At 66.1% G+C, this 11,617-nt stretch carries 16 protein-coding genes; 1 reads left to right on the forward strand and 15 read right to left on the reverse strand.

Annotation, left to right across the window (positions count from 1 at the left end; genetic code table 11):
* Positions 1-43: 43 nt before the first annotated feature.
* Genes tsaD through V6D40_RS02715 form a run of 7 tightly spaced genes read right to left on the reverse strand, consistent with a single transcriptional unit; the run spans position 44 to position 4,938 of the window.
* Positions 44-1,090 carry a tRNA (adenosine(37)-N6)-threonylcarbamoyltransferase complex transferase subunit TsaD gene (gene tsaD, locus V6D40_RS02685; RefSeq protein WP_334288819.1) on the reverse strand — a complete coding sequence of 349 codons (1,047 nt, stop codon included), beginning with the start codon at positions 1,088-1,090 and terminating at the stop codon, positions 44-46.
* Positions 1,087-1,560 (reverse strand): ribosomal protein S18-alanine N-acetyltransferase, encoded by a 474-nt coding sequence (rimI, locus tag V6D40_RS02690; protein WP_334288820.1) that lies wholly within the window; start codon positions 1,558-1,560, stop codon positions 1,087-1,089. The genes tsaD and rimI overlap by 4 nt, the downstream gene beginning before the upstream one ends.
* Positions 1,557-2,171, reverse strand: a complete 615-nt coding sequence (gene tsaB / locus V6D40_RS02695) for a tRNA (adenosine(37)-N6)-threonylcarbamoyltransferase complex dimerization subunit type 1 TsaB (RefSeq protein WP_334288821.1) — start codon at positions 2,169-2,171, stop codon at positions 1,557-1,559. Before tsaB ends, rimI begins: the two co-directional genes overlap by 4 nt.
* Complete coding sequence (locus tag V6D40_RS02700) at positions 2,171-2,680, reverse strand: hypothetical protein (protein WP_334288822.1); 510 nt, start codon at positions 2,678-2,680, stop codon at positions 2,171-2,173. Before V6D40_RS02700 ends, tsaB begins: the two co-directional genes overlap by 1 nt.
* A 10-nt stretch (positions 2,681-2,690) precedes the next feature.
* The gene (tsaE, locus tag V6D40_RS02705) at positions 2,691-3,191 is read right to left on the reverse strand and encodes a tRNA (adenosine(37)-N6)-threonylcarbamoyltransferase complex ATPase subunit type 1 TsaE (RefSeq protein WP_334288823.1); all 501 of its coding nucleotides are present in this window, start codon (positions 3,189-3,191) and stop codon (positions 2,691-2,693) included.
* Positions 3,172-4,269, reverse strand: a complete 1,098-nt coding sequence (alr, locus tag V6D40_RS02710; protein WP_334288824.1) for an alanine racemase — start codon at positions 4,267-4,269, stop codon at positions 3,172-3,174. The genes tsaE and alr overlap by 20 nt, the downstream gene beginning before the upstream one ends.
* A 9-nt stretch (positions 4,270-4,278) precedes the next feature.
* On the reverse strand, positions 4,279-4,938 hold the full coding sequence (locus V6D40_RS02715; protein WP_334288825.1) for a hypothetical protein: 660 nt from the start codon (positions 4,936-4,938) through the stop codon (positions 4,279-4,281).
* Positions 4,939-4,999: 61 nt separating this feature from the next.
* Between V6D40_RS02715 and V6D40_RS02720 the strand changes: the two genes are divergently transcribed.
* Entirely contained in the window at positions 5,000-5,854 is an 855-nt protein-coding gene (locus V6D40_RS02720) for a poly(ethylene terephthalate) hydrolase family protein (RefSeq protein ID WP_334288826.1), read from the forward strand.
* 9 nt (positions 5,855-5,863) lie between these two features.
* Here the strand turns inward: V6D40_RS02720 and V6D40_RS02725 are convergent, their stop codons facing one another.
* The 8 genes from V6D40_RS02725 to V6D40_RS02760 all read right to left on the reverse strand — a co-directional run bounded on the left by V6D40_RS02725 (position 5,864) and on the right by V6D40_RS02760 (position 11,540).
* Positions 5,864-6,145 carry a hypothetical protein gene (locus V6D40_RS02725; RefSeq protein ID WP_334288827.1) on the reverse strand — a complete coding sequence of 94 codons (282 nt, stop codon included), beginning with the start codon at positions 6,143-6,145 and terminating at the stop codon, positions 5,864-5,866.
* A complete protein-coding gene (locus tag V6D40_RS02730) occupies positions 6,145-7,749 on the reverse strand; it encodes a hypothetical protein (RefSeq protein ID WP_334288828.1) in 1,605 nt (534 codons plus the stop codon). Before V6D40_RS02730 ends, V6D40_RS02725 begins: the two co-directional genes overlap by 1 nt.
* The gene (locus V6D40_RS02735; RefSeq protein ID WP_334288829.1) at positions 7,750-8,061 is read right to left on the reverse strand and encodes a hypothetical protein; all 312 of its coding nucleotides are present in this window, start codon (positions 8,059-8,061) and stop codon (positions 7,750-7,752) included.
* A 134-nt stretch (positions 8,062-8,195) separates the two neighbouring features.
* Positions 8,196-9,539, reverse strand: coding sequence for a phosphoglucosamine mutase (gene glmM, locus V6D40_RS02740; protein ID WP_334288830.1), 1,344 nt, complete (start codon positions 9,537-9,539; stop codon positions 8,196-8,198).
* Positions 9,540-9,672: 133 nt separating this feature from the next.
* On the reverse strand, positions 9,673-10,224 hold the full coding sequence (gene rpsI / locus V6D40_RS02745) for a 30S ribosomal protein S9 (protein ID WP_334288831.1): 552 nt from the start codon (positions 10,222-10,224) through the stop codon (positions 9,673-9,675).
* Positions 10,224-10,667 (reverse strand): 50S ribosomal protein L13, encoded by a 444-nt coding sequence (gene rplM, locus V6D40_RS02750; protein WP_334288832.1) that lies wholly within the window; start codon positions 10,665-10,667, stop codon positions 10,224-10,226. Before rplM ends, rpsI begins: the two co-directional genes overlap by 1 nt.
* A 228-nt stretch (positions 10,668-10,895) precedes the next feature.
* A complete protein-coding gene (locus tag V6D40_RS02755) occupies positions 10,896-11,180 on the reverse strand; it encodes a WXG100 family type VII secretion target (RefSeq protein ID WP_334288833.1) in 285 nt (94 codons plus the stop codon).
* 42 nt (positions 11,181-11,222) lie between these two features.
* Positions 11,223-11,540, reverse strand: a complete 318-nt coding sequence (locus V6D40_RS02760) for a WXG100 family type VII secretion target (RefSeq protein WP_334288834.1) — start codon at positions 11,538-11,540, stop codon at positions 11,223-11,225.
* Positions 11,541-11,617: the final 77 nt, after the last annotated feature.

The following is an 11,617-nucleotide window of genomic DNA, read 5'->3' on the forward strand; positions in this document are numbered from 1 at the left end:
CTGTGCTCGAGACAACCCGTTTAGCACTCTACCCACGAGAGTGCTAACTGACAACCGCCGTTTCCACCTCAAGCGAGGTGTCCGTGCCAGTGCCCAACGACGACGGGGACGCCCCCTCCGCGATCAGCTGCGCCGCCAGCGCCGCGATCATGACGCCGTTGTCCGTGCACAGGCCGAACCGCGGCACGCGCAGCTCGATGCCCCGCTCGGCGCAACGCTTCGCCGCCAGCTCCCTCAGCCGCGAGTTCGCCGCCACACCGCCGCCGAGCAGCAGCGTCGCCGCGCCGGTATCTTCGCAGGCCAGCACAGCTTTCATCGTCAGCACGTCGCACACAGCCTCCTGGAACGAAGCGCACACGTCCGGCACGGAAATTTCGGCGCCCTCACGCTCGGCCGCCTCAACGTAGCGCGCGACCGCGGTCTTGACGCCGGAGAAGGAGAAGTTGTAGCGGTGCTCGCCGCGCATGTCCTCGGCGCGGGTCAAGGCGCGGGGGAACGTCACGGTTGGCTGCCCGAGGGCAGCTTGCTTATCGACGACCGGTCCTCCTGGGTACCCCAACCCCAGAAGCCTCGCGACTTTGTCGTAGGCCTCTCCCGCTGCGTCGTCAAGTGTGGAGCCCAACTCGCGCATCGGTTTGCCGACCGCCTCAACCTCAAGCAGCTGCGTGTGCCCGCCGGAAACCAAAAGCGCCACCGCGTGCTCGAGCTCTGCCTCGCCCTCCAAGTTCGCCACCGCGACGTGGCCGCCGAGGTGGTTGACACCGTAGAACGGTACACCCCACGCCGCCGCGTACGCCTTCGCGGCGCTGGCGCCGACCAGCAGCGCGCCGGCGAGTCCGGGTCCAACCGTCGCCGCCACCGCGTCCGGCTTTTCGATCCCGGCCTGCTCAAGCGCCGCCGCCATCACCTGCGGCATCGCCTCGAGGTGGGCACGGGAGGCAATTTCGGGCACGACGCCGCCGTAGCGCGCGTGCTGCTCCATGGACGAGGCGACCTGGTCGGCGAGGATCTCCACCTCACCGCCGCCGCCAAGGCGCACGATACCCACCCCTGTCTCGTCGCAGGAGGATTCAATACCCAGAATGATCATTCAGTTCTACCCCTTCGGCTGTGACGCTCGCGCTGCATGGAGTACGCATCTGCGCCGGACGGCTGATAGTAGCCCTTGCGCGTGCCGACCACGAAAAACCCGTAGCTTTCGTAGAGCCGGATAGCCGGCGCGTTGTCGGTGCGCACCTCCAAAAACACCGGCCCGTCCAAAAGGTCCGCAGTGTGCATCAGCTGGTCCATGAGCGCTCTGCCGATGCCGCGGCCCTGGAAATTACGCGCAACGCCGATGGTGTGCACCTCGAACTCCGGGTCGGTTTTCGGTCCCAGCATTGCCAGTCCCGCGTAGCCGACGAGGTGCTTGTCGTCGAAAGCGCCGACGTAGAAGGTGTGCGGCGCGGCAATCTCGTGCGCGATCGCCTCCTGCGACCAAGGGCCTTCGCCGGCAAAAAGTTGGGATTCGATTGCGGCGGCCGACGGTGCGTCGGCAAGCACCAGCTCCCTGAACATCATTTCGGCGGAGTGGCGTCCGGGCGGCGCAAGTAGAGCGGCACTAGCGGGGCGGGCGCCGCGTCGAAGTCTGCCGCCTTGACCAGGCCCTCAGCGCGCGGCGCGACGTAGGTGACCTCACCAGCTTGCACCGTGAGTTTGTCTCGCAGCGGCTCAGGCACGCTGAGCACGTCGACCTTGTGAACGGGCACCGCGCCCGGCGCGCACACGTCCGGGCCGGCGACGCGCTCCCCGCCGACGTAGTGAGCCCAGTACACTTCGCGGCGGCGCGCGTCCGTCACCACCAAGGTGTTGCCTTTGCCGGCCAGCTCCGCCACAGCGTCGTGGGTGACCACACCGTGCACGGGGATCCCGAGCGCTTGCGCAAACGCTGATGCGGAAGCCATACCGACCCGCAACCCGGTGAACGGGCCCGGCCCGCACCCCACGACGACCGCGCCCAGATCGCGGTACGCCGCGCCCGCTTCGGCCATGAGGCTCTCCACCGCCGGCACGAGCCGTTCGTTGTGCGCCCGTGTGGTTTCCACCGATTCGGCCAGCACGCGGCCGGAATCTGCGTCTGCCAGACCGACAATGAGATCGGTCGTGGCGGTATCAACGGCCAGAACGAGCATTATTGGCGGATACCCAGTTCCCAGTGGCCGTCAGCGAAGTAGAACGGCATCCCAGCCTGCAGCGGGTAGGTTTCCGCGTGCGGGGTGGTGCAAATATCGATCTGCTTCAGGTCGACCTGGTCGAGGGCGACCGGAGCGTCGACGTCCGGCGGGAGCAGCACCACGTAGCCGCTGTCGCCCTCGAGGTCCGGGCTCTCCGCCAGGGCGAAGGCCTCGAGCTTGGCGTCGATGAGCTCCTGCGGCTCGTTCGGGCAGAGGAAGGTGTAACCCGCGTACTCGTTCGCGTCGTACACCAGTTCCGGGCTGACCAGCTGCGCCACGACAGCGCCGCCGCTTGGCTGCACGTCACGCAGTGTGGTGGACAGCGAGTTTGTCGGCGCGACGACGGTCTGGCCGGGAGCGGCTGCGGGGCGCGACAGCGGGATCGCGATGAGACCGACGAGGGCGACAATCCACGCCACGGCAGCGAGGATGACCCAGGTGCGCTGGGTGTTGGAGAGTTTCAGCATGGTGCCAAGCCTACAACCCGCCGCCACGTGCGGCGCACCAGGTAATAATGCGCCCCTCCGAACTCGGGTCCTCGCGCACCATTGATTCCCGGTCGATAGTGACCAGCAGATATTCCGCCGCGATCTGCTCCACCAGCCCCCCGCCCCATTCAGCGACCACCACTGCTGATTCGAGTTCGGTGTCCAGGTCAAGCGCGTCGAGCTCTCCCAGGGGATCGCCGGACGACCCCTCGCCCAGCAGCCGGTACGCGTCCACATGGATGAGCGCTGGGCCGCCGTCGAGGGAGCGGTGCTCCCGCGCAATCACGAACGTCGGGCTAGTCACCCTGCCCTTGACCCCCATGCCGTCTGCGATGCCTTGGGTAAGCGTCGTCTTGCCCGCGCCGAGAGGGCCGTCGAGGATCACCACGTCGCCAGCCTCAAGCGCGGCGCCCAGCTCGCGGCCGAGCTCTCTGGTTTCCGCCGCCTGCTCGCACACGCGCCTGCCTTGTTCAGGAAACGCCGTTTTCATCGCTACTCCTGTACTGCCGCTGGGTGCGCCCCTTCGGCGCACAGACGATTTCGTAGTTGATGGTGCCGACTCGCTCAGCCAGCTCGGTGGCGGACATGCCGCCTTCGCCGAAGAGCACTGCCTCGTCGCCGCTGTGCACACCCGCCTCGTTCTGCCCGAGCCAGATCACCAGCTGATCCATGCACACGCGTCCGACGACCGGGTAGCGCACCCCACCGACCGCGACCTCCAGGTGCGGCTGCCACGCGCGGCTTACCCCGTCGGCGTAGCCGGCAGCGACGACCGCGGTGTAGCCGTCTTCGGGCGCGCGCCACGTCAACCCGTAGCTGACCGGATCGTCAGCGCTGACCGGCTTGACGGCGAGGATGCTCGCCACCCACGACATGGCCTCGCGCAGCCCGTGGTCGTCGCCGGGGACCGGTTCTAGCCCGTAAAGGCTCAAGCCGGGTCGGACCTGCTGAAAGTGGAGGTCGGGGCGCGTCCACACCGCCGCCGAGTTAGCGAGGTGGTTGCAAACCGGGTTCAGCCCCGCGGCGACGGCGCGCTCAAGGGCGCGGGTGAAGCGCTCGCATTGGAGGGAGGTGTAGGGCTCCGCGGGCGCGTCCGCGAAGGCGAGGTGGCTCATGAGTCCCTTCACCGCAATGCGGCCGTCGCGCTCTGCGGCGGCGGCGAGGGCGAAGACGACGTCCCACTGCGACTCGTCGAACCCGGAGCGGTGCATGCCGGTGTCCACTTTGAGGTAGGTGGTGGGGGTAAACGGGGCGTCGATAAGCATCTGCAAATGCTCTCTCGTCGGGGCGACCAGCTCGATGTCCTCGGGCAACTCCTGGCCCGGGTCCCACAGCCAAGAAATGACCGGCAGATCCGTCACTGCCCGCACTGCGCGCGCCTCAGCGAGGGTGGTCACCCCGAACGCGTCCGCCCCGTTCGCTGCCATCACCGGCACCGCGCGTTCGACGCCGTGGTTGTACGCATCTGCTTTGACCACGCACACGAGCCGAGCCTGCCCCACCTGCCGCTTCAACACACGGGTGTTGTGGGCGATAGCATCCAAATCGATGCGGGCGGTCAAACTCATGGGCCTACGTTACAGCAGGTGCACCGCGCCCAGCACGATCAGCAAGGCCGACACCGCCCACGTCGCCGCCAGCGAAACCGTCGACGGGTGCCGCCGGGCCCACTCGAGCGTGCGGCCCGCAGCGGAATCAGGCACCGCTCTCACCCACGCCACCAGCAGAGCGCACAGCGTTGGCAGCGACAGCGCGATCGTGGCGTACAGCGGAATGGTTCCGTAGCGGGTGGCGGCATCGACCCCGGCGGTGGACAGCAGAGCGAGGCCGCCGTAAAACGGCACCGAGGTCGCCGACTGGATCACGCCGAGGGCAAAACCCGTAAAGACTGTGGTCGCGGAGGGGGTTTTGAGCGGAGCCATGATTTTGTTCACGAGCGCGCTGTTGTCGCCGCCGCACAGCGCGAGAAGGGCCGTGGCGACGCCCGTGGCTATCAGCACGATGCCGAACACAGGCCCGTCCACGAACCGTTGGACCGCCGGACCGAGGCCGTCGAACACCGCGAGCATCACAAGCGCGAGTCCAGCGACGCCGAGCCAGTCTCCGGCAACCAGCAGCGCAGTGATCGCGCCGTAGCCGCCTTTGCCCCGGGGGGCGACGATGCCGACGGCAACGATCACCGCAATGAGCAGCAGGTTGATCGAGTCAATGAACGCAAGTGAGAGTGCCCCAAGCACCCCAGCCACCCTAGCGCAAACAAACCCGTGGCCACACACCGAATCAAGTAGAGTTGGCTGTGTGTCTGCGAATTTGAAGCAACTTTCTGACTTGTCGAAGCGCGGCCCCTACCGTGTGCTCGAGGGCGACCTCGGTTACACCGGTCTGCCGGGCAAGGTGTACGCGCCGGCCGAGGGCAAAGACCTTCCTGGCGTGGCGTTCGGCCACGACTGGCGCCGGGGCATCGGCGCCTACACCGAGACGCTCCGCCACTTGGCCAGCTGGGGCATCGTTGTTGCCGCGCCGGACACCGAGACCGGATTGAACCCGGACCACCGCGGCTTCGCGGCTGATCTCGAGACGGCGCTGCAGGTGCTTGGCGCCGTGCGGATGGGCAACGGCAACATCACCGTCTCCCCCGGCAAGCTCGGTGTGGCCGGCCACGGCATGGGCGGTGGGGCCGCGGTGCTGACCGCCGTCGACAACGCCAAGGTGAAGGCGGTTGCCCCGCTCTTCCCCGCGAACGTGGCTCCCTCCGCGGTTGAGGCGGCGCGCAACATCTTTATCCCCGGCATGATCGTGGGCTCGGGCGAAGATTCCAACTCCCTGTTCAACTCGGGAAACCCGGCGAAGCTGGCCTACAACTGGGCCGGGGACGTGTCCTACCGCGCCGTGAAGAAGGGGGCGCAGCAGGATTTCTCTGAGGACGGCATCGGGTGGCGCGTGCTTGGCATCGGCGCTTCCAACCGCGGTGTGCAGGCCACCACACGTGGCCTGCTCACCGGCTTCCTGCTGCACCAGCTCGCCGGCGAAAAGAAGTACGCCGCGTTCTCTGATCCGGAGGCCTCCGGCAAGAACATCGACTCCCTGACGGGCGATGCCCTCGCAGAGGCAGCCGGCCTCACCCGCGACGACGCGAAGTTTTCCCTTTTCTAGCGCGCCGCCTTAGCGGGGCGTTTCCCACGGTGGACTCCCCGGCCCCTCGCGCCGCAGCACGGACTGCACTTGACCCTGGGCCGCCTGGTTGCGGTCGCGGCGGCGCGGCATGCCGTACTCACCTCGCGGGATAGGCATCGGAGGCCGCTGCGGGTGCAGCTCGCGTGAAACCGCGTACTGCTGGGCTGTCACCTCCATCTTCTTCTGCGTGTCGCGCAGGATCGCCTCGAAATCCTCCAGCCGCTTCGCGGTGCGCCGCTGGTAGCGCTCGGCGAACTCCATAAAATCCATTACCAATCCCCCAGTTTCTTACTCCCCCAGGCCGCGCTTGGTTCCGGCGCGGCAGGCTGCGGTCCGCTCGGACCATTGGATGTGGAGCTCGGTGTCGCAATTGAGCTTCCCCCGGTGCCGCTGCTCTGCGCTGCGGGCACCGTATGCATCATGGCAGATTTTTCCTTGGGCGGCACGGGCTCAGGAACTTTATCTAGCTCAGGAGGGGGTGCGGCGACATTGTCGCACTCCTTTTCCTCAGGAGTGGGTGCGGGTGCGGGTGAAGGCACGGGGTCGCCACCACCGGTCGATGTGCAGCACTCGCAGGCGCAGTGCGCTTGGGCGGCCTCATAGAGCGAGTACGCGAGGAATCCGACCCCGCCGAGCACCGCAACCGCGCCCAGGCGGCCGAGTGGCGTGCCAATCAGCCGGGCGGGGTCGGATTCGCCCGCAGCTGACGGCAGAGTCATGGTTTCGGCAACGGTGCAGGTGACCGTTTCCAGCCCAGCGTTCTGCTCGCCGGGCACCTCGTAGTCGAACTCGACCTTCGGCTGCTTCGGCTGCTGCGGCTGAGCCGAATCGGAGGCTGCGGTCGCGGGCGAGCTCTCAGCTGTGCGGCAACGCCGCGCTGTCGGTGTTGCGCCGGGCTGCTGCCGCGCGGCGGGAGGACGGTCACCAGCCCTCACCCCGTCCAACACTGGCGATGCAGAACCAGCCGCGGAAGGTGCGGCCGGGGCTGGAGCTGGTGCCGCAGCGGTTGGCGGCGCAGACGCCGGAGTGGTGGGCACTGCACCGGCCGAGGCAGTCGAGGAGGAAGCGGTGGCACCGACCGGCTTCACGTCTTCCGGCGTGTGGCTTACCGCCGTTGTTTCTGCAGCTGCCGTCCCCGGCGCGGCTGGATTGCCAGCTGGAGCGGTACCCACCCCGCCTGGTTTACGTTTGGGAGCATCGTCTGCGCAGGCGCAATCGCATTCGTAATTGACGGGTGCCGCCGGCTGCTCGTCGGCTGCGTCATCAATGTTGTCGGCGATCTCTTCGAGGCACTGCTCGACCGCATCGTTGTGGTCGGAAACCGCCGCGCGGGCGGCGTGCAACGCCTTGATGACCAACTCTGCGGCCATGGAGCCGAGCTTTGGAAACGGGAACGCTCCCACAAGTTGCAGGAGGCGTTTGGCGGTGTCGAGGAAGAGTTCAACGGCCTTCGCCGCCGCTGCGCGGATTGTTTCAATGCACGCGCAGCATTGGTCGATGCGGTCCGCCACGCGCTTGCGCTTCTGGAAGTGCCGCTCTTCCTTCTTCGCGTCGAGGCGTTCGCGCAAGCTGATACCTTCACGGTCGAACCACGACCTAGATGACTCAGCCTGCGGCAAGTACCCCGGCCGGGCGTTCACAGCGCGGCGCGCGCCGTTGATTCCCCGCGCTACTGCGCGGAAAGCGTCCAAGTTCAACCCAGTCGAGCGGGCCAGCAGCGTGCGGATGTCGCCGGCGAGAGATCGAGCCTGCGAACGCTGCGCCGGGGTAACTCCCGGTGTGGCGTCCATCAACGATAACGTCGCGTGCACCTGAGCGTTGATCGTGAGCGTCCACGGGTCTTGGGATGCGCTGTTGATTGTGGTGGTGACCATCTACCAGTTCACCCCGTTCAACGATGCCGAGGCAGCGTCGTCGTGATCGGTCACATCGTCGACCAGGGACAGGATGCTCTCCCAGTTCGCCGACCGGGTCGAAAGGTACGCAAGCGAGGTGTCGTGCAATCTGTCTAGCGCCCCGACGATGCGGGTGCCTTGGGCGCTGAACCCCGCCCCGAAATCGGTGGTTGCCACCTCTACACGCTCGTGTTGCAGCCGGCTAACCTCGTCCTCGTACGACGCTATGGCCGCGCCGTAGAGCGTGCGCAGCTCATCTGTGTCGAGCTGCGGGCCTTGTTGTGCTTCCAAAGCCTTCCCCCTTCTTAAAACCCGGCCGCGTACGCAGCCGGGTGCGAAACAGTTGCCACGTATTCAGACTCCGCTTTTGCGGTGCCGGTTCCATGGCGGGGGAAAATCTTGGCGGAGGCGCTGACTCTAACTGGCTACACCGCAGCGACAACCGCAGCGAGGCGGCCTGCAACCTTGCGCGCCTGCTCCTCGTTCGCCGCTTCGACCATGACGCGGAACAGCGGCTCGGTGCCGGAGGGCCGCAGCAGCACACGGCCGGATTCCCCGAGCTCGGTCTCGGCGTCGCTGATCGCGCTCTGCACCTCGGCAGCGTCCATGATCTTCGACTTGTCGGACACCGGGACGTTGATCAGCACCTGCGGCAGCACCTGCATGACTGTCGCCAGCTCTTTGAGCGAAGCGCCGGTCTCCTTCATCCGCGCCATCAGCGACAGACCGGTCAGCGTTCCGTCGCCGGTGGTGGCGTGCGCCGGGATGACGACGTGGCCCGACTGCTCGCCGCCCAGCGAGTAGTCGCCGCGGCCGAGCTCCTCGAGCACGTACCGGTCTCCTACTGCGGTCTCCTTGAGCTCGATGCCTCGCTCGCGCATCGCAATCTTCAGCCCCAGGTTGCTCATCACGGTCGCTACCAGGGTGTTGTCGTACAGCGCGTTGCGCTCCTGCATGCCGGTGGCCAGAATCGCCATGATCTGGTCGCCGTCGACGATGTTGCCCTCGGCATCGACGGCCAAACAGCGGTCCGCGTCGCCGTCGTGCGCCAGCCCGATGTCCGCGCCGTGCTCTACCACCGCCGCCTGGATCTGTTCCATGTGGGTGGAACCCGAGCCGTCGTTGATGTTGAACGCGTTGGGTTTGTCGAAGATGGTGACGACCTCTGCGCCGGCGGCCGCGTACGCCTTTGGCGCGACCTCGAACGCCGCACCGTTAGCGCAGTCCACGACGACTTTGATCCCGTTCAGATCCGCCGGCACAGCCTCCTTCAGGTGTGCGAGGTAGCGCTCTTGGGCGTCGGGCGCCTCCTCGATAATGCGGCCGATACCGGTGCCGGTCGGACCAGTGTCGTCCAGCTGGGCGATAGCTGTCTCGATCTCGTCTTCGATCTCGTCGGGAAGCTTCTTGCCTCCGGCGGAGAAGAACTTGATGCCGTTGTCCGGCATCGGGTTGTGCGACGCGGAGATCATCACGCCGATGTCGGCGCCGTAATCGTCCGTGAGGAACGCAAGCCCGGGCGTTGGTATGACGCCGACACGCAAGACATCGACGCCCTTCGACGCCATGCCAGCAGCCATCGCAGCAGCCAGCATCTCGCCGGAGACGCGCGGATCTCGGCCGATCAGCGCGGTCGGCCGGCGGCTGCCGGAGGGCCGGTCCTTGGTCAGCACGGTTGCCGCAGCGGCACCGAGCTTCATGGCTAGGGGCGCGGTCAAGGCCTCGTTGGCCAAGCCGCGAACGCCGTCAGTTCCAAAAAGTCGAGTCATAAATTCCATTATGCACCCGCCGGAAACGGCCGCTTTACCCGCCGGTGGATTATTTGAAAACAAAAATGCCGCCACTTCAACCGGAGTGGCGGCATTCGTTGCGCGTGCGGCCGCAGCGCAGAACGCAAGCGGTTTAACGCTTGGAGTACTGCGGTGCGCGACGTGCCTTGTGCAGACCAGCCTTCTTGCGCTCCACTGCACGGGCGTCACGGGTGAGCAGGCCAGCCTTCTTCAGGGTCGGGCGCTCAGCCGGGTTGTAGACGTTGAGTGCGCGGGCGATGGCGAGGCGCAGTGCACCGGCCTGGCCGGTCGGGCCGCCACCGGAGATGTTGGCCTTGATGTTGAACTGGCCCTCGCGCTCGAGCAGGGTCAGCGGCTGCAGGATGTCCTGCTGGTGCAGCTTGTTCGGGAAGTAGTCCTCGAACGCGCGGCCGTTGACGGTGATGACACCCTCGCCCTCGGTGACGGTCACGCGGGCGATAGCGCGCTTGCGGCGGCCGACGGTCTGGATCGGGCCCTCGTGCAGCTGCACCGGCTCAACCGCGTCGCCTTCAGCCTCGTCGACCTCGGGAGCGATCGCGTCACCGATGGTGTAGTTGAACTCCTCGGTCGCGGCCGTCGCGGCATCGATGTCGATGTCCTCAGCGGTGTAGGCGTCCTCTGCGTAGTTGTTCGGCTCGGTCATTACTGTGCCACCTGCTTAAACTCGTAGGTTTCCGGCTTCTGGGCGGCGTACGGGTGCTCGTCGCCGACGAAGACGTGAAGCTTCTTGATGGACTCGCGGGAAAGCTTGTTGTGCGGCATCATGCCCTTCACAGCTTCCTCGATCACGCGATCCGGACGCTCGTCCAGCGCGCGGCCCAGGGTCATGGACTTCAGACCACCCGGGTAACCGGAGTGGCGGTAGCGCATCTCACGCTCGCGCTTGTTGGAGGAGATGTGGACCTTGTCGGCGTTGATCACGATGACGTGGTCGCCGGTGTCGACGTTCGGTGCGAACTGCGGCTTGTGCTTACCGCGCAGGATGTCTGCGACGGTGGAAGCAAGCTTGCCCAGCACCACGTCGGTTGCGTCGACGACATACCACTTACGGGTGATGTCACCGCTCTTCGGGTGGTAAGTAGACATGCATGACTCCTTTAAAGTCTGTCTAGATGGCTGCCGGCCAGAATCGGTGCGCAGTCTGTCCCGCCGGCGGCCGGTGGAGACCCGGCGGAAGACATGCGAAACGCACAGGTGTTACACCCTACGGCAGGCTCACACAGGAAACAAAACCCGCCCGCGCCGCTCTGTTTCAAGCGGCGCGGGCGGGCATCGCGCTGTTACTCCCCCATTTGCTGTTCGGCGCGCCGGGGCTTACCCCCAGCTGTTCGCGGCCGCGGTGTTGACGGCCATCATCTGGTTGTTGCCCTCGTCCACAGTGGCGGCGATCTGGTTCAGGATGCGGTTGAGGTCTTCCGCCGCCTGGTCCCACTTTGCCTGGTGGGCGCGATAGCTCGCCGCGGCCTCGCCCTCCCAGGTGTCGGTCATCGGCTTGATCATGTCTTTGAGGTCGAGCAACTGGCCGTTGATGCGGGTTGCGGAGGAGCGGATGTCTTGGGCGGTGTTAGAAATCTGGGCGAAGTTGTACTTGATCTGCATGGGTTCTTCCTTGAAAGTGTGTCGTCGTGGGCGGCGTCGGCGCTACAGCGCGAGACCCGGGGTAGCGGCCAAGCGGTCGATGTTTTCGGTGGTGGTCACATCGGTGTTCTCGTAGTGCTTCGCGTTGTCCCGGATGTTGCCGGAAATGTCGGACAGCGCCTCCGTTAACCGGCGCTGGGCGTCGTCGTAGCGGACCATTAGCTGGTCAAAGCTCTGCTGGGCGCGGCCCTCCCAGGAGCTGCGCACGGATTGTGCAACTTCCTGGATGCGGTCGATTTCGCGGTTGACGTCGGCGTTGACTGCGTCCGCGCGGTCCGCGGTCGAGCGCATCACGTCGGCTTCGGTCTTGAATTGGCTCATGGTGTTTCCCCCTCGAGGTGTCAGGTAAGAACAGCCGATAGCGGTGAACTGTTCACATAGTTGGACTCACAAAACAC

The sequence above is a fragment of the Corynebacterium sp. Marseille-Q4381 genome (assembly GCF_036881695.1).
Taxonomy (GTDB): Bacteria; Actinomycetota; Actinomycetes; order Mycobacteriales; family Mycobacteriaceae; genus Corynebacterium.